We start from the raw sequence: 24218 nt of genomic DNA, 5'->3' as shown, positions 1-24218 counted from the left end.
GAGTGCTTCTTTAACAGCAGGTTGTTTTTCTGTAGTTGCTTTAGGTACTTCTTTTACTATATCATTTTTTTCTGCTGTTTCTTTAACAGCGGGCTGCTTTTCTTCTACAGCTTTGGGTATTTCCTTTACCACCTCATTCTTTGGGGCCTCTTCTTTAACCGTTTGTTTTTCTGCTGTTGGTTTCGGTACTTCTTTTACAACTTCACTTTTTTTTTCCTCTTTCGGCTCCGGCTTAGCTTCAGCTACAGCCGGTTCTTCCTTTGGCTGCTCAGTAACTGCTGCTGCTGTTTTTGCCGGCGCCTGCTGCACTGCTTCAGTGTTTTTTTTCTGCCGGTACAAATAATCTTATGGTATCCGCTTTACCATTTACTATGTCCGCATATACTATATCCGTGCCTTCTGTACTTTTTACGCTGAAGAGTTTTTTTACTTCGGCACTTGTAACCGGCGGTTCTTCTTTTATTACTGCAGGTTTTATTGCCGGCTCTATTTCTTTTACTTCCGTGGCTTTAGCTGTTACTTTATTTTCAGGCGAATCTTTGACGGGCACAGGTGTTGTTGCAGGTTCAGGCTCTGCTGGTTTCTCCACCACTGCTGTTTTAATTTCTTCCGGCGCTTTCACTTCTTCTTTCGGCGGTTCGGGTTCCTGTATTTTTTTTGCGATGGATGGATCATTGAGCACTGCAGAGAGTGTAGTGGAGAATATATCTGTCTTATCTATTTCCACCGGCGTTTGAATGGACGATGACTTTACTTCGGGCATGATCACTTCCATCGTTTGCAGGTTGAACAGCCCCCAACCTTTGCTGCCAAACTGCCTTACCAGGTAGCCGGCATCTTTTTTATTTACGGTACATGTAACATTCAATTCCGGCCATTCGTTCTTGGGGAATCCTATTGTGAGTTCATATTTACCATCCTGCAGTTTGGGAATAATGACATACCCGGATACGGATGAACTGAGGATTCTTTTTATCCAGCTTTACATAAAAGGGTTGTTTGTTTTCTGTTTGCAGGTAAATAAAATGACTTTGCTGGGCATTGAGACGAATGAACAAAAGCAGGCAAACCGGTAAAAGAGTGAATAGTTTTTTATAAAACGTACGCATTGGAATTTTTATTTGTTAATAGCAGTTGCGGCTCCAAAAGCAGCGCAGCAACCAGTTTCAAAAGTACTCATTAATACAATGGCATTTACCATTTAAATAAAATTTGATTTTACTTTAGGCTTTATGCGCTTATTTTTGACAACTAAACATAAATTATGAAGAAATGCTTTTTTTTGCTTGCATTGGCAGCAAGCCCCTTTTTAACCCGGGCGCAGGATGAACCGGCCCCCAAAGATACCAGCTGGAAAAAGATTTATCGTGCCACCAGCACCAAGATAAACGACCTGGTACATACCAAGCTGGATGTTAGATTCGATTATGCCAAAGCGTGGATGTATGGTAAGGAATGGCTGACCTTAAAGCCACATTTTTATGCCACCGATTCCCTTACACTGGATGCAAAAGGAATGGACATTAAGGAAGTGGCTATCATGAAAGGCACTGCAAAATCTCCCCTTAAATACGATTACGATGGCTGGCAATTAAAGATAACGCTGGACAAAATGTATAAAGGCGGATGAAAATTACACCATCTATATTGATTATACCAGCAAGCCCAACGAAGTAAAAGTAAAGGGCAGCGCTGCTATTAATGATGCAAAGGGTTTGTACTTTATCAACCCTACCGGCGAAGACAAAGATAAACCCACACAGATATGGACACAGGGTGAAACCGAAGCCAACAGTGTATGGATGCCTACCATTGATAAACCCAATCAAAAGACCACAGATGAAATTTACATGACGGTTCCGGCCAAATATGTTACCCTGAGTAATGGTTTATTGATCAGCCAGAAAAAAAATGCAGATGGCACCCGTACCGATTACTGGAAAATGGACCTGCCGCATTCCCCTTATTTATTCTTTATGGGTGTAGGTGATTATGCTATTATTAAAGACAGTTATAAAGGCAAGGAAGTAAGTTATTATGTAGAAAAAAACTAGGCGCCTTATGCCCGTGCTGTATTTGGAAGCACTCCCGAAATGATGAAATTCTATTCGGAAAAACTGGGTATTGAATATCCCTGGCAGAAATACAACCAGATCGTTGGAAGGGATTATGTAAGCGGCGCCATGGAAAACACCACGGCTACCCTGCACCAGGAAAGCGCTTACCAGAACTTCAGGCAGCTGGCAGATGAGAATAGCTGGGAAACTGTTATTTGCCACGAATTATTTCACCAGTGGTTTGGCGACCTTGTTACTACCGAAAGCTGGAGCAATATCACCGTGAATGAATCGATGGCGGATTACAGCCAGACCTTATGGATGGAATACAAACATGGTAAGGATGCCGGCGACAGGGAGAATTTTAATGGTATGAACAATTACTTCCAGGACCCTGCGAGTGCTAAAAAGAACCTGGTAAGGTTTTATTATGCAGATAAGGAAGATGTATTTGACCTGGTGAGTTATCAAAAAGGCGGCAGGATATTACACATGCTGCGCAATTATGTAGGTGATGATGCTTTTTTTAAATCGCTGAACAACTATCTTACCACCAATAAATTCAAGAATGGCGAATCGGACCAGATGCGTCTTGCTTTTGAAGAAGTGACCGGCCAGGACCTAAGCTGGTACTGGAACCAATGGTATTTCGGTAGCGGGCACCCGATAGTTAAGATTGATTATGCGTACGATGATGCTGCCGGTAAAGCCACTATTACTATTGAGCAAACACAAAAAACTGATAAGGTATTCCGTTTGCCTTTAGCAGTGGATGTGTACAATGGTTCGGTTAAAAAAAGATACCATATCTGGATGGAAGAGAAAAAACAAAGCTTTACCATTCCTTATACACAGCATCCTGACCTGATCAATGTAGATGGTGACAAGGTTACGCTTTGGATGAAGACGGATAATAAAACTTCCGACAACTTTATTCACCAGTGGAAATATGCACCGTTGTATATGGACCGGAAGGAAGCGCTGGATTATTTTGCCAAGAACAATATGAAAGAACTGGTGGAAGGTTTGAAAGACAAATTCGGTTATTTAAGAAGGTATGCGGCACAACTGCTTGCAAATGCAAAATTTGCCGGCGATGCTGATGTACTGCAGGCTGCCGAAGCTGCTATTGCAAAAGAAGATAACAGGACGGCCAAAGCTGCGGAACTGGACCTGCTGGTAAAAAGCGGCGATGCCAAATACTTAAGCTTATTTAAAAAAAATGTGGATGATTCTTCTTACTCAGTTGCTGCTTCTGCATTGCAGGGACTTGCACAACTGGATCCTGATAATTCTTATACGCTTGCAAAAAAATACAGCAAGGATGCCAAGGGTGATCTTGTACAGGTGATCAGCGGTATTATTATTGAAAAAGGCACCGAAGCTGATTTTGATATTGTGCTGCAAAGCTTTGACGATGCTCCTTTAAGCCAGGAAAAAGTGGGCGCCAGCGCTACTTTTGCAGGGTTTTTAGAAAAAGTGCAGGACATTTCAAAAGTGAAAAGAGGTATCGATGTTATCATAAAATTCAGGAACCAGATACCTGAACAATACAGGGGCTTTACCGATCCTCCAATGAAGGCAGGACTGGATAAATTATCGAAAGCAAAAGGAACTGAAATTGCGGATTATATCAAGAGTGTATGGAAATAATACAGCTATTCTTATAATAAAAATGCCTCCTTAACCGGGGGCATTTTTTATTGCGTATTATTTTTTACCAGCTGCCGCTTGCGCCCCCACCATCAGAGCTGCCGCTATCGAAGGAACTACCGCTGTCGGATGAACTAAAACTATCCGATGAGCTGAAACTGCTGGAAGAGCTGGAATCGAAACTGCTGCTGTTGGAAAAACCGGAATTGTTATCGTTGTTATAATTGTTGTTGTAATTATTGTAGTTATTATAGTGTGAATCGTTGCGGCTGTTGAAAAAGCTATTGAAGAAAAAACCGCCCAGGAACCATGGCCAGCCGCTGCGGCGGCCGAAAGACCCGTTGTACGAGCCTGTTCCATCATATATGGTATTGCTTACACTTCTTCCGCTGAATGCTTTTACAAGAATCAAGATAATGATCACGATCACTGCAAAAAATATCAATACCGGCAGGATAAAACTGCCCTGCTCACTCCTGCTTTCCTCCTGCTGAAACGAATAACTGTCGGTGGTTGCTACCGGTGTGGGTTCCGGTGCCGCGGTCTCTGTACTGCCATATATTTCCGGCGACAGGTAGAGCATCACTTCTCCTGCTGCTTCATCCAGGCCTTTGTAATATTCTTTCTGTTTAAAATGCGGAACAATGTGCTGGTCGATGATATCCTGGCAATTATAATCGGTAAGTATATCATCAATACCCGAACCGGTGGCGATCCTTACTTTCCGGTCGTCTTTAACGATAAAAAACAATACGCCATTGTTTTTTTCTTTGGACCCGATACCCCAGTTATTGAAATAATGTTTGGCAGCTTCTTCCAGCCCGTACACTTCTCCTGTCGCCTGGTCCTTTAAAGTTTTTTGAGTAATCACCACTATTGCATTGGTGGATGTATCAAAATAGGCAATCAATTTCTTTGTTAATAATGCTGCTTCTTCTTTGGTAAGCAGTCCTGCAAAATCATTTACAGGCCCGGCATTCTGGGGCCTTGGTTTATAGAATGTGTTGTTGTTACCTGTTTGAGAAAAGACTGGTATTGATAATAAACAGGCCAGGTATAATAAGAGAGTTTTCATATTGCGTTGTTACCAACTGCCGCTTGCACCGCCACCACCGGAGCTGCCACCGCCAAAGCCGCCGAAGCCGCCACCTCCACCACCGCCGGAACCTCCCCCGCCGCCGCTCCAGCCGCCACCGCCTCCCAGCATATTGGCAATCGTCCAGGCAGCATAACCACGCCTGCTCATAAATGAGCCACCGCCGCCCCTGCCGGAGTTAATGGAAAGAAAAATAATTATGATGACAATTAAAAAGATTATCCTGCCCAACCCGCCACTTTTACCTCTATTATTATAACCTTCCGGAGCTTTAAATTCGCCTCGTACAGCCTGTATAATTGCGGTAGTGCCTTCGTCTATGCCATGGTAATAGTCATCCCCTTTGAATTTTGGGGCAATTATTCCATCAATGATCTGTTTACAGGTTACATCGGGCAATGCACCTTCGAGGCCATAACCTGTTGTAATATTCAACCGGTGATCGTCTTTTGCAATTAATAAAACAACCCCGTTATTGGTTTTTTTATTACCCACGCCCCAGGCACGAAAGAGCTGCACGTTAAAGTCGGCGATCTCGTTGCCGTTTAAAGTTGGAATTATAACTACTGCTATCTGAGTAGAAGTGCTGTCATCAAATATGTACAGCTTGTTTTCGAGTGCATTTTTTTGATCGGCTGTGAGCGTACCCGTAAAATCGTTCACCAGTTTTTGTGGTGATGGCCTTTTTTTCAGTAAATCTTCGGGATTGAAGCTATTTTGCGAAAACAATGAAACCGATACCAGCAATGATAAAAATATGTAGAGTATCTTTTTCATGTTCTTTTAGCGCTTACCATTTTTTTGCCCGGCATTATTTTCCAAAAACAATTTCGTCCGGCAATTCATTCTTATCGTCTGTGGGGGAATAAGGAAATTTTTCTTTTAATGTTTGTCCTACCTGCAGGATACATTGTTCAATACCTTTACTGATATTCTCTGATGTAAACTGCGATATCATATTTTTTACAGCATTGTTCCAGTAATCAGCTCCGGCTTGCTTATAGATACCTTCATCGGCAAATAAAGCCAGTTGTTTATCTTTCATAGCAATATACAAAAGCACCGCATTACGGTGCTCTGTATCCTGCATCTTTAACTTATAGAATATTTCTGCGGCACGGTCTATCGGGTCTACAAAAGCATTTTTACTTTCTACAAAAACCCGTATTTCGCCACTGGTCTCTTTTTCAGCTATGCGTATAGCTTCCACTATCTGCTCTTTATCTTCGGCAGAAAAGAATTCTTTCTTTTTGAACAAAGGGAATAGTGCCACAGTGCCTGTATAATTACTTACTGAAATCTATTTTGGTATCTTTTGCGTCTTCATCAGCTTTGTAGTTCTCTTTGGCTTTGTAACCAAAAAGCCCTGCAATTAAATTAGCCGGAAATTTTACCAGTTTAGTATTGTAGTCTGTTACGGCCTGGTTCCAGTCGCGTAATGCTACAGTAACCCTGTTCTCAGTTCCTTCCACCTGGGCCTGCAGATCGCGGTATAAACCTGTTGCCTGCAATGTAGGATACGCTTCCACATTTATATTCAGTGCAGCTTTACCGATCTGGTTGTATTGTTTATCTGCATCTGCCAGTTGCTGTGGTGTTGATTCTGCTGTGATAGTAGGAATTTTAGAACGCATCTGAACGATCTTGATCAGCGTGGTATCTTCATTACGGGCTGCTCCTTTAATTGTAGCCACCACGTTATCATACATATTTTTCTTACGTTGAAACTGTGTTTCCACTTCCCCCCATTTACCTGTGATACCTGTTTGGGCAGTGGCCAATCCATTACGGGTTACTATTACCCATATTGCCAATACTGCAACTACTGCCAGGATGATTAAACTTGAGCGTTTCATTTTTTGCGTGTTTTAAAAGTTAAGTGGTTAAAAGTAATAATTATTTTAAATAACAACGATTAATTCTTAGAGTTGAAAAAGGTAATCCTTAATTTTTGTTAATGTGGTTGTTATTACTTTTTACAGCTAAGTTGCAAATGCCTGTTACGAAGTTGCTTAGCATGATAAAATCATGCTTTGATGGCTGCAATGCCTGGCAACTCCTTGCCTTCAAAATATTCCAGCATGGCGCCGCCGCCGGTACTTACATAACTTACTTTATCTGCCAGGTTGAACTGGTTTACCGCAGCTACGCTATCACCACCACCCACAAGGCTAAACGCACCTGCAGCTGTTGCATCGGCTACTGCCAGCGCTACTGACTTGGTTCCGTTCTGAAATTTTTCCATTTCAAATACGCCCATGGGGCCATTCCATAAAATGGTCTTTGATTCTTTCGATCACTTCGCTGAAGATACCTACTGCTTTCGGTCCTATGTCAAGGCCCAGCCAACCGTCGGGTATGGCGTCGCTGGGGCGCACATCGGTATTGGCATTGGCATCAAATTTATCTGCTATCACAGAGTCTTCGGGTAAATGTATGCTTACATTTTTTTCTTTTGCTTTGGACAGAATTTCCAATGCAGTCTGCAGGCGGTCGTCTTCGCATAAAGAGTTACCGATCTTGCCGCCACGGGCTTTCATGAAGGTATAGGCCATACCTCCACCAATGATGATGTCGGTGGCTTTTTCCAGCAGGTTTTCTATGATGAGTATCTTATCCGAAACTTTTGCGCCGCCAATGATGGCGGTAAAAGGTTTTTCTGATTCGTGTAAAACCTTTTCGGCACTGCTTACTTCGCCTTCCATCAGCAGGCCAAACATTTTTTTATCGGCAGGAAAGAATTTTGCAATTACAGCCGTGCTGGCATGCGCCCTGTGTGCGGTACCGAATGCGTCGTTCACATACACATCGCCCAGTTTGCTGAGTTTTTCTGCAAAGGCTTCATCGCCTTTTTCTTCTTCTTTATAAAAACGCAGGTTTTCCAGCAGCAGCACTTCGCCTTTGCGCAGCATGCCTGCGGTGATGTGTGCCTGTTCGCCAATGCAGTCGTCGGCAAAGAATACATTCGTGGTGTCGCCCGCAGATGACGCTGATTCCGCAGAGGGATTCAGTAATTGATACAGGTGTTTTACCAAGTGTTTGAGGGAGTATTTATCTTCCGGTCCGCCTTTGGGCCGGCCGAAATGGCTCATTAAGATCACTTTGCCGCCGTCGGCCAGTATCTTTTTAATGGTAGGGATGGTGGCTTTCATCCTGGTATCATCAGTGATGTTGAAATTTTCATCGAGTGGAACGTTGAAATCAACACGTACCAGGGCTTTTTGGCCGGCAAAGTTGTAAGCGGAAAATTTACTCATAATACCCCAGAACCCTGTTCGTTCCTTTGCAGGAACCTAAAGGGGAACTTAGTTTTAAAGGTTATTTAAAATAACAAGGCCTCCAATAAATTGAAAGCCTTGCCGATAATTTGTTGAACAAAGAACTAATGTACAATAGAACCTCACCCCAACCCCTCTCCTGAAGGAGAGGGAACTCGAAGCCGGCGTTTTGAAGTTTTGAAGCAGGCTTCAAAAAGTCAGCCACGGATTGCACTGATTTACACTGATCATTTGATCAATCCTGCAAAGTGGTGCACGGTGCGTACCAGCTGCGATACGTAGCTCATTTCGTTATCGTACCAGCTCACTGTTTTTACCAGTTGTTTGTCGCCGGTTTTGATCACCCTTGTCTGGGTAGCATCAAACAGGCTGCCGAAAGAGATACCGATCACATCGCTGCTCACGATCTCGTCTTCAGTATAACCAAAGCTTTCGTTGCTGGCAGCTTTCATGGCTGTATTTACTTCTTCAACTGTTACATCTTTATTTAATACGCTGTACAGTTCGGTTACGCTGCCGGTGATCACGGGCACCCTTTGAGCGCCGCCATCCAGCTTACCTTTTAAGCTTGGCAATACCAGGCCAATAGCTTTTGCTGCACCGGTGCTGTTAGGCACAATGTTGGCTGCAGCGGCCCTTGCCCTGCGCAGGTCACCTTTTGGATGTGGTGCATCCAGTGTATTCTGATCATTGGTATAAGCGTGGATCGTGCTCATTAAACCGGTGATGATACCGAATTTTTCGTCCAGCACTTTTGCCATCGGGGCCAGGCAGTTGGTAGTACAGCTGGCGCAGCTGATGATGGTTTCTGAACCATCCAGGATAGCGTGGTTTACATTGTATACCACGGTTTTCAGGTCGCCGGTGGCAGGTGCAGATATCACCACCCTTTTAGCGCCTGCTGTAAGGTGTGCTTCCGCTTTTGCCTTATCGGTGAAAAAGCCGGTGCTTTCGATCACTACGTCCACATCGTGGGTACCCCATGGAATCTGTGCAGGATCTTTCTGAGCATATATTTTTACCTCGTGGCCATCCACCACAATAGAATTGTCGGTATGTGTTACGGTTTGACCAAAACGGCCCTGTGCGCTATCATATTTTAATAAATGAGCCAGTACTGCAGGACTGGTTAAATCATTGATGGCCACCACATCAATACCTTGCATGTTATAAATTTGACGGAAAACCAAACGTCCGATACGTCCGAAACCATTGATGGCAACTTTAACTGTACTCATAACTGGAATTTAAGTTTTATGATTTTAATTTGAGACCGCAAAATTACAGTTTGTACTACATATATAGCAGTATTATTTTTAAGTTTCCGTTAATGGTAACAAGTCGTGAGTTACCCACCGCAAACGTTTTAAAAATTTTTATCCCTCATTTTCTTAAAATATTTGGCTGAAAAACGGTTACATGCTATCTTTGCCGTCCTTTAATAAAAGATGCCGCGTTGGTCAAGGGGTTAAGACGCCTCCCTTTCACGGAGGAATCACGGGTTCGAATCCCGTACGTGGTACAAAAAGCTACAAGCCGCAAGGGGGTTAGCTGCAAAAAAAGCCTTTCGTAATGAAAGGCTTTTTTATTGTAGTAGTTGCACAAGCTTCCCGTTTCCAAAGCCTCATTTAAAATAACCATTCACTCATTCTTTCAGCATTGCTTATAAGACTGTAAATACCTTGCAGCCGTTATGAAAAGTATAGCCATTTTTCTTTCTCTTATTTTTATTGCTGGCTACAGCAAGGCGCAATTAAATACCCGCTTTGATTTTACCAATGCTGATGCCACTATTGCCTTTTTAAAAAAAGCCCATCCCACCGAAGCTGATATTGACCGTATGGTGAAGAGCGATGGCGTTAAAACGATCATTAAAAAGATCCGGTCTACCGACAGCATTGCACGGATCGCTTTGTACAAAGCAGCTGCGGGCATCCCTGCTGCGGGTAAAGAAAAAAATTTCCAGTTTGATTTTATCAAGGCACAGTTGCCCGAAATGGAAAATTTTATTGCACGGATAAAGAACAATACCAGGATCATTACTGACAGCATTCAATCGCTGGCGCATTTTTTACCCGTTGATAAAAAGGCCACTGTTACTGTTTGCTTTTTGCTCGGCGGTTATTCGTCCGGTTTTACGATGGATGATGACAATATTTTTTATGTGGGCACCCATCAATACAAAAGCGATCTTACCGGCATTGTAAATACCTGCCAGCATGAATTATTTCATAACATACAATCGCTTTTATACGACAGGAGTAAAGTATTGAAAGCGCTGCAGGACAGCAATGAATTACCTGCATTGTATGCCACTTATCTTTTACAAAATATTTTTATTGAAGGCAGTGCGGAATATGTTGCAGATATTGATAAAATGGATACTGCCTCTCCTTATATCAAAAGAGAGATTGAACATTACAGTGTGAACAATTACCGCATGGCTGATAATTTTTTCGTGCTGGAAAATATTATCATGAGCGCTTATCGTGATCCTGAAAAGATGGATGCCGACATGGCATACCGGGTGCTGTTTGACTGGAACTGGAATAATATTGGCTATGCTGTGGGTAAACAGATGTGCAAGGCAATGGTTAAAATTTATGGGCCGGATGTGTTAAAGAAATATCTTTTAACAGACCCTGTTTTCTTTATCCGTGATTATATACAACTTGCAAAAACAAACAGTACTGCTTTTCCTTATAATTTTACAAAGGATTTTGAACAGATGATCGATACTGTTGCTGCAAGGATAACAGCATTAAAAATAAACAACCCCTAAAATATCATGCTGGAGTTAAGACCTGTTTGCGAAAATTGTGGTAAGAACTTGCCGAATGAAAGCAGTGATGCAATGATCTGCAGTTTTGAATGTACGTTTTGCAAAGATTGCGTGGAGCATATTCTGCACAATGTATGCCCCAATTGCGGTGGTGGTTTTGAAAAAAGGCCCGTAAGGCCTAAAGAAAAATTATTGAAGTATCCTGCAAAGAATGAGCAATACCTAAAACCTGTGGACCTGGAAAAATTTGCGCCCTTACTGGCAAAGAATAAAGATATAGATCCACATCAACGATAAACTGACGCTCTTAAGATTTGAGCCAGTTTAAAAATGCCGTGGCTTTTACTTTATTGATCAATACTTCTTCGTGTACTTCCACACTAAGGTTTACAAATAATTTGCGCAGGCCGTAGTGCAACACTTCCTTCACCGCTTTTTTATTGATGAGGAACTGGCGGTTTGCCCTGAAGAAACCTGCGCCGCACATATCTTCCAGCTCATCGAGCGGTTGATTGATACTATACTGCTGGTTTTGCAGTGTAACCAGTGATGTATTTTTATGTGCGATGGTAAAATATGCCACGTCGGCAATTTTTACCGGTATGATCTTGTTCTTATAATTTACCAGCAGGGTTTGTGTTTTGTTGGTATTGCCGGTAATAGCCGCTATCAGGTTATCGTAATTCACCTGCTGATAAACACCAAAAGTGGTTTTTAATGCCTGGTATTTATCCAGCGCCTGCTTGATGGTATTTTTTGAATACGGTTTTAATACATACGCAATGCCATTGTTCTCGAATGCCTGCAACGCATGCTGGTTAAAGGCGGTGCAGTAGATCACCGGTGTATCCGTATTCAATTCTTTGAATATCTCGAAACTGTAGCCATCGCCCAGTTGTATATCACTGAAGATCAACTGCGGCGTATCATGATCTTTAAAATAGTTCACTGCTTCTTTTACCGAGCTGATGGTTTTGCTGACAGTAATATTACCATCTATTGACTGCAGTATTTCGGTAAGGTCCTCAGACACCATCTTTTCATCTTCTATTAAAACAACATTCATGACAATGATTTTAAAACTTGTTAGCTAATGGCTTTTGATGCAAGATGACCTGCAGCGGTATTTTGGTTGGGTGAGATGATCTTTATTTTTACAATAAATTCCTGGCCATTGTCTTCCACGGCAATTCCTTCATTACTCAGCAGTTGGTATCTTTCTTCCAGGTTCTTTAGCCCCACTTTTGTGGTCACTTCCATCATTCTTTTGGGCTGTATCCTGTTCTTTACCATGATCTCCTGCTCCTGCCAGTTATAGGTTATAACAATGCGCAACGGATCTTCATTGGTAAATGAGTTGTGCTTGATAGCGTTCTCGGCTAGCAGCTGCAGTGAATAGACCGGCAGCTTGCCTTCCACCCGGTTCAGCTCTTCATCTATATAAAAGAACAGCATATCGCCAAAGCGCACTTTCTGCATTTGCAAATAGCTTAAACAGAGTTTTAATTCATCGGCTACTTCCACTGTATCATACATTGCCGAAGTGGTGGAAAAACGCAGCATCTCCGATAGCTTCAATAAATAGTCTTCTGCCTTTACCGGGTCTTTTTTTAACAGCAGCCTTAATGTATTGAGCGAATTGAATAAGAAATGCGGATGTAATTGCATCTTCAGCTGGTTGTTCCTCGCCTCAAGGTTGGTCTGCTTCAGCTTTGCATTCTCGCTCTCTACTTTTTGTTTACGGTAATACAGAAAAACCAGTTCGCACAAAGTGAGTATGATGAGATTAATGGTGAGCGACCGCACCATCTGCGGAAAAAAGAAAGACCTTGGCGGCGCCGGCATGGGCCTGATATTTGCCGGCATCATGGATTTCAAAATAGAATCCGCTACCTGGAATTTTCTTTCATTCTTTTGAATATCAGCTTCGGTAAGCCGCACCCTTGCGCCTCTTTCGTTAGCCAGTTCTATACGAACTGCAGTTGGTTGTCGGCTGATCCTGAAAAAATAAAATATCGTAGTGGATACAATTACACAAAGCGTGATACTGATGAGCGCCCGGAAAAGGATCTTGCTGAAGAGAATATTTTTTTCTGCCAGCAGTAACAATACAATATTAAATATCCAGAAGATCAACGTTACTGCTACAATAAAGTATATGCTGGGTAAAAAATTGCTGAGTTCACTGAAGTTGAATGTGAGAAAGGGAGTACCGCCCAACAGGCCAAACAATGGTGTTGTTATCAGCACCAGGATCAATAGCCAGAATAAGATCTTTTTTTCCTGTAGAAGTTTTGCCATCGCACTAATTAAGCGGCAAAGATGTGCCTGTAAAAGCGTTTTAAAAACTTTACCGGTGGGTTTTAACTTTTTATATTGTTAAGCTTTTGTAAAGATAAAAATCCTCTTACCTGTCATCAATTTTCCTGTAAGGTGTGTTGTCTTGTTCAGCCGTTGTTTTGTCCTGTTGAGTCCCTTTAACATTTTCTTTACCGGCTTTTAGAAACATATTTGCGTTGAAAAAAAATAACTGTATGCAAAAGTTCAACACAAGTTTTAGATTATCCCTTATTTTATTATCCTTTGTATTTGCTGTTTCGTCGTGCAGTAAATCCGACAGCAGCGATTCTGATATCATCGGCAACTGGAAAAGAAGCTCTGAATTTGAAGGTATTGGCAGAACCGAAGCGGTATCATTCACCATTGGTGATAAAGTATATGTGGGCGGTGGTTTCGATGGCAATGTCCGTTTAAATGATTTCTGGCAATATAATCAAGCAACCGGTACCTGGTTAAAAAAAGCACCATTTCCGGGTGCAGCCAGGAGCAGTGCGGTGGCTTTTGCAGCAAACGGTAAAGGTTATGTGGGCACCGGTTACGATGGTTTGAATAAACTTAATGATTTCTGGCAATACGACCCTGTTGCCGATTCATGGACAAGGATAGCAGATTTTGGCGGTACCGCCCGCTATGGCGCTGTTGCATTTTCACTGGGCGATAAAGGATATGTTACAACCGGCTATGATGGTAACTTTTTGAAAGACCTTTGGGAATACAATCCTTCCAGCAATACATGGACACAAAAAGCAAGTTTAACAGGTAGTAAAAGAACCGATGCCGTTGCTTTTGTATATAACAGTAAAGCATACGTGGTTACCGGTATCAATAACGGCAGCTACGTGAATGATTTCTGGATGTATGATAACACTACTGACACCTGGACTGAGAAAAGAAAGATCACCAGTGTAAGCGATGACAGTTATGATGATGATTACGGCACTGATATTACCAGGAGCGGCGCTACTGCATTTATTATGAATAACAAGGCTTATGTGGCCAATGGCAGCAGGAGCGGTGTTATCAGCACTACATGGGAATATGATTTTGGAAGCGATACATGGCTGCAGAAAACAAGCTTTGAAGGTACTGCAAGAGAAGGCGGCCTTGGCTTCAGCATCGGCAACAGGGGTTATGTAACCACCGGTAATAACAGCAGCAGTTATTTTGATGATCTATGGGAATTCTTCCCTGACCAGGAAGTTAATTCAACCGATAATTAATAGTTCAGGCTACGGTATCAGCAACCACACTTTGAACTTTCATAAGGGGATTGAGCAGAGCGCTATGGTGAACAGGGGTATTAACTGGAACCCTTTCATTTAGTAACCCCTGTTTTTATTTTTTAAAAAATAATCAATGGCACAACGCAATTCTATCAGTCGTTATTTATATGCTTTAGCCCTGGTTGCTTTATTTGCATCCTGCGATAAAGTGGATATAACTTTTGGCGCCTCGTCTACTGATAGCGATCCTAATATCACTTATTTCGACAATTATCAAACCACTATTGCCACTTATAAACCCGATTCGTTCTTAACAGGCGGGCATAAGGTATTTTCCGTGGGTTATCATTATGATACAGCTTTTGGCGCTGTTAAGATGGGTTCGTTTGCAGAGATCAGCCTGCCCAGTACCAATCCTTTGGCAAACAGGCCGGTGGTATTTGATTCGCTGGAGCTGATCGTAAAGCCAACGGGAACTTTTTTTGGCGACAGTACCCGTTCTATGAAACTGAATATTTACCGTTTGACGGATAATATCGTTGACCGCAATACCTATACTGATACATACTATAATACCAGTTCTTTTGGTTATTCCCCCACTCCTATCGGTCAGCAGGTAATTAACCTGAATAACAAATCCGGCACGGCAGTGCATATCAGGCTATCGGATGCTTTAGGACAGGAATTGCTTACCAAGTTCAAGAACAATGATGACGTGGTTTCAAGTTCTGAAAAATTTGTGGACTATTTCAGGGGTATTTATATCAATACTGATTCGGTTGTGACCAATACGATCGCGTTTTTGAATGCCAGCGCCGATTCCATGTTGATAAGGCTTACTTATCATGAGAACACTTTATATCCTGAAACAAAACTGTTTGACTTTATTTATAACAGTACCAAGCAGTTCAATAATGTTTCACTGAGATATACCAACCCTGCTTTATCGTCTTTTATTCCTAATAAGGCACAGCTGGTGGAAAGCACTGTTTCGGGTAACCAGGCATTCCTGAATTCCACGATCGGTTCTTCTGTCAAGATATCTTTTCCAACATTGCTGAACCTGAAAGAACTGCATCCCTATATTAAAGTGGTAAAAGCGATACTGGTAGTAAAGCCGGATGTAAAATCATTGCAGTTTCCTTATGTGTTGCCATCAACGCTCAACCTGTACACCACCGATCAGACCAATGGTATTACAGGAACCATTTTTGAACCTACTTCAAGCGGCACACCACAAACGGGCAATTTGGTGATCGATTACCTGTATGGAGAAAATACCTATTACAGCTATGATATCACCAGCTTCATCAATACCAAAATGACCGAAGGGCAATTCTCCAAAGCAGCTTTACTATTGAGCACCACGCTCAGCAGCCAGGATGTGGGTGTACAGCGGCTTATCGTGAACAATCAAAGCAACGCCCGCGCTATTGAGTTAAAACTTTATGTACTTGGTTTATAATAGATCCATATGAATAAAAAATATTTTGCTTTATTTACTGCTGTGCTCTTCTGTTCATTAAGTGCTGTTGCGCAGAATGTTTCTTCACCTTATTCCATTCTGGGTATCGGCGATATTGAGAACAATGATTACGGCAGGTATAATGCATCAGGAGGCGCTTCTGTATCGAGGAGAGAAGGTGGTTTTTATAATTTTTCCAATCCTGCTTCGCTTACCGTGATGCAATACAAGGCCATCAACCTGGATTTTGCTTTCAGGGGAAGGGTGAGCAAATTCAAATTACAGGGTGCTGATACTTTAACGGCCCCTTCAAAAGATTTCGTGGTAAAAAGGGTATCGCTTGCTTTTAAAGTTACGCCCACCAGTGCATTTGCCTTTGGTGTAAGACCTTTCAGCAGTGTTAATTACCAGTTTGCAAAAGGTTCCAGTATCAATGATGGCAATGCTGATCTTTATAAATTTACAGATGGCAGCGGCGGTATCAACCAGGCTTATTTTTCGTATGCCAAACAGCTTGCAAAGCGTCTATCCGTTGGCGCTACTGCCTCCTGGTTATTTGGTGCATTGCAAACAACTGATGAATATTACAATGCACTACTGAACCTGGATGTTACCAGGAATGAAAATAATTTTTATAACGCCGCCGGTATACAGGGTGGTTTACAATACTACAGTTTGCCGGGTAAAAAATGGCAGCACAATTTTGGCTTAACTGCTACCACCTACACCAAATTAAAAGGGCAGAACACCACCAATTATGTGGAGAGCGGCGTAACGTTGAAAACACTTGACCCTGTTGATATCAGTTTCAAAATGCCTGTGACTGTAGCTGCAGGCTACAGCATCACCAATATTAATGGGCTATCGCTTCACCTGCAGGGCACCTATAATAAATGGCCTACACAAAAAGTGGAATACAAGAACGGCTTTACCAAAGATTGTTATGGTTTCAACGCCGGCATGGAGTACAGCAAAAGAGTGATCGCCCCAGGGTTGATAACAGAAAAATTTTATGTGGGCTGGGGTGTAAAGATGGAACAGTCTTACCTGTCACTCAACAACAGTCGCATCAATGATTATTCCTTTTCATTGGGTGGAGGAAAAAACATTTCCCGTTTTCTTGCAGCCAGCGCCGGTATTGAATATGGTAAAAGGGGCTCTTCATCACTCAACCAGATACAAGAAAATTACTTCCAGTTCAATGTTGGTTTTACATTGAAGGATATCTGGTTTGGTACCAGGAAATTCGGACGGTATAATTAAAATCTTCATCAGCATGAGAAATTCCATTATCCTTATCTGCTTTTTATTTTCTCTCAACTCTTTGAAGGCACAAAAAATTGCCGGGCTCTGGTATTCCGACGACAGCACCCGTGTGTATGAAATAAAACCTGCTGATGCGAATACTTTTACAGCAGTGATCAGGTCTTCGTCGCGTAAGAATGACAGTGCCGGTTATATTGTAATGAAAGGCCTGGTGTACAACAGCCGTAAAAAAAGATATGAAGGCACCATCTATGCTGCAGATGGCGGCCAGCCTGCGTTTGTAAAGATCAGGTTTGATAAGAACGACAATAACAAACTGATCTTAAAGCTCAACCGGATGCTGCTGTTTGATGTATCCATTAACTGGGTACGGGCTACCACATCCTGGTCCCTGCAGTAATTTCCCTTCCTGTTGTATTTACTTTGTATAGATTTAGTTCGTTAAATTTATACCATGGATGCAACGCCTTTTACAATTTCTCTCCGCATTATTTTACAAAGCCCGCCTGCGGCTACCGATTATGCTGTTCAAAAAGGCAGTGGCAATCAATACGAAACTTTATTAAAGCAACGATCCGTCGGCAAAGACCTGCTGTTTGATTTTACCATTACTGCCAAAACCGGCAAGGATAAAACATTGGATTTTGCAGGCCCCATTGTGCAGGGTAAAGCCGGGGAACGTTTTGTTTATATTGATATAGGCACTTATGCCGGGCAGGAAAATGCTGCCTGGGCACGAAGATTGAAAATACCCTTGAGTGGCATTACGGATGCCATGATAAAAAAACTGGCCACTGATAATTCACTGCAATTGCAAACCAAAGTGCCGGGTGTTGGAAAAGATGGCGGCCCCAATTGCGCCACTGTTAAGCCTTTTGCTGGATGGCAATTGTCAAAATAAAAAAGTATGCCTTACAGTTTTTCTGCTACGATCTATAAAGTGGGTATCAACCCCTGCGTGGAAGTGCCGTTGCGCATTACTGCTAAGATGACCGCCACCAAAGGTTATATACCGGTGAAAGGAAAGATCGGATCCCATGCATTTGAACAAACACTGGTGCCGGTAAAAAATGCTGCCTATCGCCTGTATGTGAACGGGATTATGCTTGCTGGTGCCCATGTAAAAACAGGTGATACCGTTCGTTTCAGTATTGAACAGCATCTTACACCGAAAACATTTGCAATGCCTGCAGCGCTGCGGAAAAAACTGGTGCAGCATCACCTGCTGGAAGTTTTTAAGAAATTATCCGCTTACCGGCAGAAAGAGATACTACGCTATATCGCCGCTTTAAAAACAGCAGAAGCCAGGCAAAGGAATATGGAGAAGATCATAAAAATGCTTGCATCAAAATAATTATAATGAAAGGTTTTATCATTAAAACAGCCGGCAATATCGTAATACGTTTTGGTTATTATACTGAAGAAGCGCCTGTAACAGTGGCAGCCTTCAGTAAACAACTACCCTTCAGTATAACGTTGATGCATGCACGCATTTCGGGGCAGGAATTCTGGACCGGCAATGCGCCTGTATTGGATATCATCCAGGAAAATGCTTCTGTTTTTACGGAGCCCGGTGAAGCAGTGATCGGGCCTTTGCATCCCGGCCGTACAAAAACTTCCGGCTGCATGGGTATTTATTATGGTGAAGGCAAGGGGCTTGACTGCTGTAATATTTTTGCAAAGGTTTTTGAAGAAGATATGCCTTTGCTGAAAACATTGGGCGAAAGCATCTGGAAACATGGAGAACAATTATTACTTTTTGAAAGTTTATCATACCCTTAAACCTGTACGATGAAAATTAAAAAACTAAAAAAGAAAATCCTCTGGTCGGTTGCTATTGTTTTTGTATTGATGAATGTTGTTGCGGCTTTTCATGCGTATAAGTTCACGCATTTTACTGCTGCCAACGTTACAAAAACACAAAGCCCGCAAAAACTTGCTGGTTTTGCCAAGCTTAAACCCCTTCTTTTTGGCATCGATAATCCCCGGCCAAAATCAGATACGGTACCTGCGCAGAAATTTGAGACCATTCACCTGCAAAGCAATAAGATGATCGAATGCTGGTCGATCAAAACGGACAGTGCTAAAGGCACCGTGATCTTATTTCATGGTTACGGCGGCGAAAAATCTTCTCTCTTAACTTATTCTGATGAATTTGCCAGGATGGGCTATAATACCATCCTGGTGGACTTTATGGGCTGTGGTGGTTCCGAAGGCAACCAAACCACTATTGGTTATAAAGAGGCGGAAGAAGTAAAAACAGTTTTTGATCACGCAGTTCAGCAGGGCGAAAAGAAGATCTATTTATTTGGCTCTTCACTGGGTGCAGTGGCTATTATGAAATGTATCAGGGACTATGCAATTAAACCCGAAGGTATTATACTGGAATGTCCTTTTGGCTCGATGTACAAAACCACCTGTGCACGGTTCAATAATATGAAAGTGCCTTCATTCCCCATGGCTGCACTGCTTGTGTTTTGGGGTGGTGTTGAAAATAATTTCTGGGCTTTTGGCCACAAGCCAACCGAATATGCTAAGAAGATACAATGCCCTACACTGTTATTATACGGAGAAAAAGATGAGCACGTAAGCAGGGGCGAAATTGATGATATCTATAATAATCTTGCAGGTAAAAAACAATTAAAGACCTTCCCGCTTGCCGGTCATGAAAATTACCTGAAGCAATACAAAGCTGAATGGGTGCAGGATGTGCAGCAATTTATTTTAAACGAAGCTGAATAATTACCGGTCAGCGATATTGCAGTGTTCCTTCATTGAATGTTCTCCAGCTGTGCCAGAATTCCTGGTAAGCAGGCAATGCTTTCAGCGTAGCGGCGGTATCAATGCCTTTTCCATTCATTTTATAATGGTGTGCTCCTAATAATAAAGTGTCGTTCTGCAACGCCAGTTTTCCTGCTGTTGCAGGCAATTCAAATGCAAAAAAGCTCCTGTCATCTTTTGACAGCGTTACTGCCACTGCATTGTCCCCGATCTTGTCATTGATGATCCTTTCACTTTTTAGTTTATTCCAGTCATAGGCTTTTCTTAAATCACCCGATTTAATACCGATCACCCATGATTTATCATTCCAACTTAGACTATCCGTTCCTGTTAGTGCACTTTTACTTTTGCCGCTTTCGTATTTAAAGGTCGAATCGTAGGATCCTTTAAAAGCGGGATCTGCCTGCATCACCAGCGAGTTGGGGTTCAGCTGCAGCCAGTCGGCCAGCGATGTTTGTGTGCTGAAGAATTCGGGCAATGCCTGTCCTTTTAATTTACCGGCAATGGCCTGCCCGGTTACCTGGCGCCACCAGCTTCTGGTGGTGGCATCTTCAAACATGGCATTAAAATGATCCATACCCACCAACCTGAATTGTTCCGGTTTACCATTCACCAACGGCTCGAATACTCTGCCGGTGCGGCATACAGTGCAATAGGTCACGATCACGGGTTTGCCGCCAATGGTATCCTGCACCTGGTGATGGTATCCTAAAAACTGTATGGGATACGCTTTTGCTTCGCCATTATTTACAATGCCTATCACCAAACGATTGGTATCCACTTTATTTTCATTGGCAGCCACCATTAAAACTTTTTTGGGTTGATAGAACATGTGATCGGCTGCCATTACAAAATTGGCCATATAGATAGCAGCACCCACCAATAATAATGGAATGGCAACGGTCCATTTACGTTTCCATTTTGCTTTAAATAAACCGATCAATAACAGCAGTGCGAATACTGCCCGGAACACCCAGCGCCACTGGTATAAAAAATAGGCCAAGTCAATACTGTTCATCCGCTGGCTGCCCGGCATGGGCATTATAAAATAAACATTGGCTACTTCAAACAGCAGCAAGCCGATCAATCCCAGGTAAAATAATTTCTTCATAAAAAAAATTGATTCGTAAAACCCGCCCTGCTTAAAAAAGCAGGGCAAACGTTTATACGATTATTGTTACCAAACGATTATAACAATTATTTTAAAGCCGTACTGCAACTGTCACACTTCCATTCCGTCCGTCGGAAGACCACACCCCGGGGCCGGGATAAAACAACGGACGTTTGGTAAAGTATTGTTTGTTGGTACAGTTATTCAATGACATTTTTACTTCCAGGTTTTTCGAGATCTTCACCGCAGCGTTCATATCCAGCAATCCATAAGCAGGTACCAAACCTATAGCGCCTGTTGACTTTAATGGCGCCACAGTATTTAACGGATCGGCAAAAGTTTCGGATGTATAGCTATATAATAGGGAAAAGCTCATTTTCCCAACCCGTATGGTGGCACCGTTCCTGGTAATGAGATCCGGGGCGCTCTCTACTTTATTGCCTGCTACATTTAAATTGGCATTGCCCGATTTTACCATGCCTTTTGTATAACGTGCATGCACAAACGCTGTTGAAGTAAATACAGACAGCGCTGTTTTGCTGCCCAATATCCAGTCGGCCTGCAATAATATTTCCAGGCCTTTGGTGAGTGAGTTACCGATATTGGTGCGGTAGGTATAAAATGTGCCCGTATTATCTGTAATAGCTAATGTGCCAAAGCGGTTGTTGTACTGCAGCAGGTAAGCCGTTACATCCCAGCGTAAAAAACTTTTGCTGCCTCTAAAACCTGCCTCGGCATTGTACCCTTTAGAATCTTTTATGGTACTATCTATTTTTTCGTACAGGGATGTCGGGATAAGATCTTTGAACAACATGGGGCGATAACTTTGAGAAATTCCACCATACAGTTCTGTATTCTTACCTGCTTTATATGCAATGTTTATACCCAGTAATGGATAATGATGATCGATGGATACCGGAACCTGGTTATCGGGATAATAAACGATCTTGCCACTCATATCCGTTTTTCCTATTTCTACTCTTGCACCCACATTTACAGAAAGGTTGTGCAGTACCTGCAATTTATTTTCTACGAACAAAGCAATATTTTTTGTTTTAAAATGCACATCCCTTCCATAAACAGGATCTACCAATGTAAGATCGTAATCGCTGCCTGTGGTGCCTTTGCCCAGCTGTGTACGGTGCAGGTCGTTATTCATGTATTGTACGCCTGCTGCCAATGAACTGGTTTGTTTCCCTGTTCTGTATAATTGTAATAATCTTAGTTCTGCTGTATAACTGTTGAACCGGTCTATATCCACCTGCCGGTTATTGTATTGCATAGTGCTGAGGTTAATCGTATCTCCAATATTAGTGGGCTTATCCCACATCACGCTGTTCCTTCTTCCCAACACTGCGGAAGCGGTGAACTGCAATCTTGTTTGATGGGCGAGCTGCCAATTAATTACTGCAGAAGGCACATGAATATCCGGGCTGAAATAATTACGGGAACGGGTTGCCTGTCTTGGATCTGCATAAAACATACTGTCTGTTAATGGACCCGGTATCCTGTACAAATATTTTGATCTTGCCCATTCGAGTCTTATAGATAAACGCCTGCTGGCTTCATAAGATATCATGATAGATTCCGCTTCTGCATCTGTATGTTCATTTTTGCGGTAGCCATCTTTTGATCTTCTCTGGAAATAAGCATAATAGCGGAACTTTCCCAGTTTGCCGCCAATGGCATTATAACTGCTTAATAATTTAAACGAACCAGCTGTAGTAATATTTTCAAAGCTGATGGGCTTTGTTGTATCACCTTGTTTAGTGACGTAATTCAGCATTCCTCCAAACTGTGCGCCGTATTCCAGCGAGCCGGTTCCTCTTACCAGCTCCAGCCTTTCTATGCTCTCAAAAGGCATGCTGTAATGACTTGCAGGATAGCCGTACATATCTGAATTGGTAATGATACCGTCTTTACGGATATTGAATTCCCATCCTCGATGTGGATCCAATCCTCTTGCAGCAATATTTACCTGGTTGCCCGATCCATCCATATCATATACAAATACGCCGGGCACTTTTGCAAATACCTGCCTGCCTGTTTTATTGGTGATATCAGCAGCAATGGATGTAAGGCTGATCACTTCATTCTTTTTACCGGCAAAAACATACGTGCCCTGTTCTGCAGGTAATTGTTTTACTTTATCCTGGTTGAGGTAAGAATAAAAGATCACACTGTCCAGCGATTTTATTTTTGCCAGCGAATCTTTGGTTGCATCGCTCTTCTGTTGCGCAGTGGTCAGCAGCACAACAAACAGCAATTGTATGATCAGTAATATTTTCTTCATTCCGTTTTAACTTGTTTTAAAAAGTGGCGCTGCAAGGAATTGCACCGCCTTTTGAAATCAACTTGCTAATGAGTGATCTTATTTTCATTGTTCATTCAATTGTAAATGCGGCCGGTTCATTTTAAAGAAGGACCTTCTTGCTGTTACCATCCACAATGCCAGCAATGTTCCGTAACTGCCGCCTCTTTCTATCCATTCAAATATTTCGTATTTGGGATAGAAGAGTTCGCTTATCATTTTCCACAAGAATACTATAAACACGAAATACCTCACGGGCCTGAACAGGATGATGATGCCTGCTGCCACCTCTGCTATGCCAATTATTTCTGCCGCCTGCACGGGATTGGGAAAACCCAAGGCTGCATATTGCGTTACCAATCCTTTTTTGCCAATGATGTTCAGCCAGCCGTGACCAGCCAGCAACAGAAATACTATAACCTTCAGGCATACACTAAGTTGCTGGATATTATCTGCGGGAACCTGTTGCCGAGGATCCATGCGCTCAAACCATTGTTTAAAATGTTTCGGAATGCCTGCCATCAGCAGCAATGCCAGCGGCGCTCCAAAATTGCCGGCACGTTCCACCAGTTCCGCCACCGGTTCGCCGGATAAGGGCCGCAGCAGGGCTGTGAATAAGCCCCATATTACCAGCCAGGCCGGTATCGCTCTTACAGGATAAATCAACATAAAAACACCGAGAATGATATCTATATCCCCTACAATCGGCATCAATTGGTAAGCAAGGCCCTGTTCAATACCAAATACCGCAAAATAATTGCACCAGATGGGTTTGGTGATAACACCAAATGCACCATGCCCTATAAAGCACATGGCCACAGCTATACGCAGTGTATAGTGTATGTACTGCTGCAA

28 protein-coding genes and 1 tRNA gene (1 of these 29 running past the window's edge) are annotated in these 24218 nt (G+C 42.5%); 14 read left to right on the top strand and 15 right to left on the bottom strand.

Going from position 1 to position 24218, the window contains the following annotated elements:
• The 3 genes in view from QM738_RS12870 to QM738_RS12860 are tightly spaced (at most 43 nt apart) and all read right to left on the bottom strand, a layout consistent with a single transcriptional unit that may run on beyond the window.
• Window positions 1-309 carry the 5' end (the start) of a DUF4476 domain-containing protein gene (locus tag QM738_RS12870; protein WP_462277133.1) on the bottom strand. The gene continues 525 nt to the left of window position 1, outside the view, so only the first 309 of its 834 coding nucleotides appear in the window; the start codon lies at window positions 307-309; its stop codon lies off the left edge, out of view.
• A 4-nt stretch (window positions 310-313) separates the two neighbouring features.
• Window positions 314-868 (bottom strand): hypothetical protein, encoded by a 555-nt coding sequence (locus tag QM738_RS12865; RefSeq protein WP_462277132.1) that lies wholly within the window; start codon window positions 866-868, stop codon window positions 314-316.
• A 43-nt stretch (window positions 869-911) separates the two neighbouring features.
• A complete protein-coding gene (locus QM738_RS12860; protein WP_462277131.1) occupies window positions 912-1109 on the bottom strand; it encodes a hypothetical protein in 198 nt (65 codons plus the stop codon).
• A 155-nt stretch (window positions 1110-1264) separates the two neighbouring features.
• Between QM738_RS12860 and QM738_RS12855 the strand changes: the two genes are divergently transcribed.
• From QM738_RS12855 to QM738_RS12845, 3 genes are all read left to right on the top strand, one after another.
• Complete coding sequence (locus QM738_RS12855; protein WP_462277130.1) at window positions 1265-1630, top strand: hypothetical protein; 366 nt, start codon at window positions 1265-1267, stop codon at window positions 1628-1630.
• An 85-nt stretch (window positions 1631-1715) separates the two neighbouring features.
• Window positions 1716-2054 (top strand): hypothetical protein, encoded by a 339-nt coding sequence (locus tag QM738_RS12850; RefSeq protein ID WP_462277129.1) that lies wholly within the window; start codon window positions 1716-1718, stop codon window positions 2052-2054.
• 39 nt (window positions 2055-2093) lie between these two features.
• Complete coding sequence (locus tag QM738_RS12845) at window positions 2094-3710, top strand: M1 family metallopeptidase (protein ID WP_462277128.1); 1617 nt, start codon at window positions 2094-2096, stop codon at window positions 3708-3710.
• A 64-nt stretch (window positions 3711-3774) separates the two neighbouring features.
• Here QM738_RS12845 and QM738_RS12840 read toward each other — a convergent pair whose 3' ends face one another.
• The 7 genes from QM738_RS12840 to gap all read right to left on the bottom strand — a co-directional run bounded on the left by QM738_RS12840 (window position 3775) and on the right by gap (window position 9322).
• Entirely contained in the window at window positions 3775-4785 is a 1011-nt protein-coding gene (locus QM738_RS12840; RefSeq protein ID WP_462277127.1) for a TPM domain-containing protein, read from the bottom strand.
• A 9-nt stretch (window positions 4786-4794) separates the two neighbouring features.
• Entirely contained in the window at window positions 4795-5583 is a 789-nt protein-coding gene (locus QM738_RS12835; RefSeq protein ID WP_462277126.1) for a TPM domain-containing protein, read from the bottom strand.
• A 34-nt stretch (window positions 5584-5617) separates the two neighbouring features.
• The gene (locus QM738_RS12830; RefSeq protein WP_462277125.1) at window positions 5618-6079 is read right to left on the bottom strand and encodes a TPM domain-containing protein; all 462 of its coding nucleotides are present in this window, start codon (window positions 6077-6079) and stop codon (window positions 5618-5620) included.
• Window positions 6080-6092: 13 nt separating this feature from the next.
• Entirely contained in the window at window positions 6093-6662 is a 570-nt protein-coding gene (locus tag QM738_RS12825; RefSeq protein WP_462277124.1) for a LemA family protein, read from the bottom strand.
• A gap of 170 nt (window positions 6663-6832) precedes the next feature.
• Entirely contained in the window at window positions 6833-7066 is a 234-nt protein-coding gene (gene pgk, locus QM738_RS12820; RefSeq protein WP_462277123.1) for a phosphoglycerate kinase, read from the bottom strand.
• Window positions 7053-8063, bottom strand: coding sequence for a phosphoglycerate kinase (locus QM738_RS12815; RefSeq protein WP_462277122.1), 1011 nt, complete (start codon window positions 8061-8063; stop codon window positions 7053-7055). Before QM738_RS12815 ends, pgk begins: the two co-directional genes overlap by 14 nt.
• 248 nt (window positions 8064-8311) lie before the next feature.
• Window positions 8312-9322 (bottom strand): type I glyceraldehyde-3-phosphate dehydrogenase, encoded by a 1011-nt coding sequence (gap, locus tag QM738_RS12810; protein ID WP_462277121.1) that lies wholly within the window; start codon window positions 9320-9322, stop codon window positions 8312-8314.
• A 212-nt stretch (window positions 9323-9534) separates the two neighbouring features.
• Between gap and QM738_RS12805 the strand changes: the two genes are divergently transcribed.
• The 3 genes from QM738_RS12805 to QM738_RS12795 all read left to right on the top strand — a co-directional run bounded on the left by QM738_RS12805 (window position 9535) and on the right by QM738_RS12795 (window position 11163).
• Window positions 9535-9606, top strand: a tRNA-Glu gene (locus tag QM738_RS12805).
• Between the two features lie 171 nt (window positions 9607-9777).
• Window positions 9778-10866, top strand: coding sequence for a DUF5700 domain-containing putative Zn-dependent protease (locus QM738_RS12800; RefSeq protein ID WP_462277120.1), 1089 nt, complete (start codon window positions 9778-9780; stop codon window positions 10864-10866).
• 6 nt (window positions 10867-10872) lie between these two features.
• Window positions 10873-11163 carry a DUF1272 domain-containing protein gene (locus QM738_RS12795; protein ID WP_462277119.1) on the top strand — a complete coding sequence of 97 codons (291 nt, stop codon included), beginning with the start codon at window positions 10873-10875 and terminating at the stop codon, window positions 11161-11163.
• A gap of 10 nt (window positions 11164-11173) precedes the next feature.
• On the opposite strand, the gene QM738_RS12790 is transcribed toward QM738_RS12795, so the two are convergent.
• The gene (locus tag QM738_RS12790) at window positions 11174-11932 is read right to left on the bottom strand and encodes a LytR/AlgR family response regulator transcription factor (RefSeq protein WP_462277118.1); all 759 of its coding nucleotides are present in this window, start codon (window positions 11930-11932) and stop codon (window positions 11174-11176) included.
• Window positions 11933-11952: 20 nt separating this feature from the next.
• On the bottom strand, window positions 11953-13167 hold the full coding sequence (locus QM738_RS12785) for a sensor histidine kinase (RefSeq protein ID WP_462277117.1): 1215 nt from the start codon (window positions 13165-13167) through the stop codon (window positions 11953-11955).
• Window positions 13168-13400: 233 nt separating this feature from the next.
• On the opposite strand from QM738_RS12785, the gene QM738_RS12780 reads away from it, so the two are divergent.
• From QM738_RS12780 to QM738_RS12745, 8 genes are all read left to right on the top strand, one after another.
• Window positions 13401-14426: a Kelch repeat-containing protein gene (locus tag QM738_RS12780; protein ID WP_462277116.1), complete on the top strand. Its 1026-nt coding sequence runs from the start codon at window positions 13401-13403 to the stop codon at window positions 14424-14426.
• Window positions 14427-14562: 136 nt separating this feature from the next.
• Window positions 14563-15894, top strand: coding sequence for a hypothetical protein (locus QM738_RS12775; RefSeq protein ID WP_462277115.1), 1332 nt, complete (start codon window positions 14563-14565; stop codon window positions 15892-15894).
• A gap of 9 nt (window positions 15895-15903) precedes the next feature.
• Window positions 15904-17157, top strand: a complete 1254-nt coding sequence (locus tag QM738_RS12770; RefSeq protein WP_462277114.1) for a hypothetical protein — start codon at window positions 15904-15906, stop codon at window positions 17155-17157.
• A 13-nt stretch (window positions 17158-17170) separates the two neighbouring features.
• Window positions 17171-17560, top strand: coding sequence for a hypothetical protein (locus tag QM738_RS12765; protein ID WP_462277113.1), 390 nt, complete (start codon window positions 17171-17173; stop codon window positions 17558-17560).
• 54 nt (window positions 17561-17614) lie between these two features.
• A complete protein-coding gene (locus tag QM738_RS12760) occupies window positions 17615-18061 on the top strand; it encodes a DUF5990 family protein (protein WP_462277112.1) in 447 nt (148 codons plus the stop codon).
• A gap of 6 nt (window positions 18062-18067) precedes the next feature.
• On the top strand, window positions 18068-18514 hold the full coding sequence (locus QM738_RS12755) for a YdeI/OmpD-associated family protein (RefSeq protein ID WP_462277111.1): 447 nt from the start codon (window positions 18068-18070) through the stop codon (window positions 18512-18514).
• Between the two features lie 5 nt (window positions 18515-18519).
• Window positions 18520-18942 (top strand): DUF3830 family protein, encoded by a 423-nt coding sequence (locus tag QM738_RS12750; RefSeq protein ID WP_462277110.1) that lies wholly within the window; start codon window positions 18520-18522, stop codon window positions 18940-18942.
• A 9-nt stretch (window positions 18943-18951) separates the two neighbouring features.
• Window positions 18952-19902 carry an alpha/beta hydrolase gene (locus QM738_RS12745; RefSeq protein ID WP_462277109.1) on the top strand — a complete coding sequence of 317 codons (951 nt, stop codon included), beginning with the start codon at window positions 18952-18954 and terminating at the stop codon, window positions 19900-19902.
• Between the two features lie 7 nt (window positions 19903-19909).
• Here QM738_RS12745 and QM738_RS12740 read toward each other — a convergent pair whose 3' ends face one another.
• From QM738_RS12740 to QM738_RS12730, 3 genes are all read right to left on the bottom strand, one after another.
• Window positions 19910-21052: a DUF3179 domain-containing (seleno)protein gene (locus QM738_RS12740; RefSeq protein WP_462277108.1), complete on the bottom strand. Its 1143-nt coding sequence runs from the start codon at window positions 21050-21052 to the stop codon at window positions 19910-19912.
• 91 nt (window positions 21053-21143) lie between these two features.
• On the bottom strand, window positions 21144-23345 hold the full coding sequence (locus tag QM738_RS12735) for a TonB-dependent receptor family protein (RefSeq protein ID WP_462277107.1): 2202 nt from the start codon (window positions 23343-23345) through the stop codon (window positions 21144-21146).
• 84 nt (window positions 23346-23429) lie between these two features.
• Window positions 23430-24218: a hypothetical protein gene (locus QM738_RS12730; RefSeq protein WP_462277106.1), complete on the bottom strand. Its 789-nt coding sequence runs from the start codon at window positions 24216-24218 to the stop codon at window positions 23430-23432.

The organism is Ferruginibacter sp. (genome assembly GCF_049840995.1).
Classification (GTDB): Bacteria; Bacteroidota; Bacteroidia; order Chitinophagales; family Chitinophagaceae; genus Ferruginibacter.
This window is presented reverse-complemented; position numbering and strand designations above follow the sequence as displayed.

Bases quoted from the DNA above. Each gene is read 5' to 3' on its own strand.
- QM738_RS12760 (WP_462277112.1), top strand. From the start codon at position 17,615: ATGGATGCAACGCCTTTTACAATTTCTCTCCGCATTATTTTACAAAGC.
- QM738_RS12825 (WP_462277124.1), bottom strand. From the start codon at position 6,662: ATGAAACGCTCAAGTTTAATCATCCTGGCAGTAGTTGCAGTATTGGCA.
- QM738_RS12780 (WP_462277116.1), top strand. From the start codon at position 13,401: ATGCAAAAGTTCAACACAAGTTTTAGATTATCCCTTATTTTATTATCC.
- QM738_RS12815 (WP_462277122.1), bottom strand. From the start codon at position 8,063: ATGAGTAAATTTTCCGCTTACAACTTTGCCGGCCAAAAAGCCCTGGTA.
- QM738_RS12800 (WP_462277120.1), top strand. From the start codon at position 9,778: ATGAAAAGTATAGCCATTTTTCTTTCTCTTATTTTTATTGCTGGCTAC.
- QM738_RS12855 (WP_462277130.1), top strand. From the start codon at position 1,265: ATGAAGAAATGCTTTTTTTTGCTTGCATTGGCAGCAAGCCCCTTTTTA.
- QM738_RS12740 (WP_462277108.1), bottom strand. From the start codon at position 21,052: ATGAAGAAATTATTTTACCTGGGATTGATCGGCTTGCTGCTGTTTGAA.
- QM738_RS12860 (WP_462277131.1), bottom strand. From the start codon at position 1,109: ATGCGTACGTTTTATAAAAAACTATTCACTCTTTTACCGGTTTGCCTG.
- QM738_RS12735 (WP_462277107.1), bottom strand. From the start codon at position 23,345: ATGAAGAAAATATTACTGATCATACAATTGCTGTTTGTTGTGCTGCTG.
- QM738_RS12785 (WP_462277117.1), bottom strand. From the start codon at position 13,167: ATGGCAAAACTTCTACAGGAAAAAAAGATCTTATTCTGGCTATTGATC.
- gap (WP_462277121.1), bottom strand. From the start codon at position 9,322: ATGAGTACAGTTAAAGTTGCCATCAATGGTTTCGGACGTATCGGACGT.
- QM738_RS12835 (WP_462277126.1), bottom strand. From the start codon at position 5,583: ATGAAAAAGATACTCTACATATTTTTATCATTGCTGGTATCGGTTTCA.
- pgk (WP_462277123.1), bottom strand. From the start codon at position 7,066: ATGGGCGTATTTGAAATGGAAAAATTTCAGAACGGAACCAAGTCAGTA.
- QM738_RS12790 (WP_462277118.1), bottom strand. From the start codon at position 11,932: ATGAATGTTGTTTTAATAGAAGATGAAAAGATGGTGTCTGAGGACCTT.
- QM738_RS12845 (WP_462277128.1), top strand. From the start codon at position 2,094: ATGATGAAATTCTATTCGGAAAAACTGGGTATTGAATATCCCTGGCAG.
- QM738_RS12755 (WP_462277111.1), top strand. From the start codon at position 18,068: ATGCCTTACAGTTTTTCTGCTACGATCTATAAAGTGGGTATCAACCCC.
- QM738_RS12750 (WP_462277110.1), top strand. From the start codon at position 18,520: ATGAAAGGTTTTATCATTAAAACAGCCGGCAATATCGTAATACGTTTT.
- QM738_RS12840 (WP_462277127.1), bottom strand. From the start codon at position 4,785: ATGAAAACTCTCTTATTATACCTGGCCTGTTTATTATCAATACCAGTC.
- QM738_RS12745 (WP_462277109.1), top strand. From the start codon at position 18,952: ATGAAAATTAAAAAACTAAAAAAGAAAATCCTCTGGTCGGTTGCTATT.
- QM738_RS12795 (WP_462277119.1), top strand. From the start codon at position 10,873: ATGCTGGAGTTAAGACCTGTTTGCGAAAATTGTGGTAAGAACTTGCCG.
- QM738_RS12770 (WP_462277114.1), top strand. From the start codon at position 15,904: ATGAATAAAAAATATTTTGCTTTATTTACTGCTGTGCTCTTCTGTTCA.
- QM738_RS12775 (WP_462277115.1), top strand. From the start codon at position 14,563: ATGGCACAACGCAATTCTATCAGTCGTTATTTATATGCTTTAGCCCTG.
- QM738_RS12765 (WP_462277113.1), top strand. From the start codon at position 17,171: ATGAGAAATTCCATTATCCTTATCTGCTTTTTATTTTCTCTCAACTCT.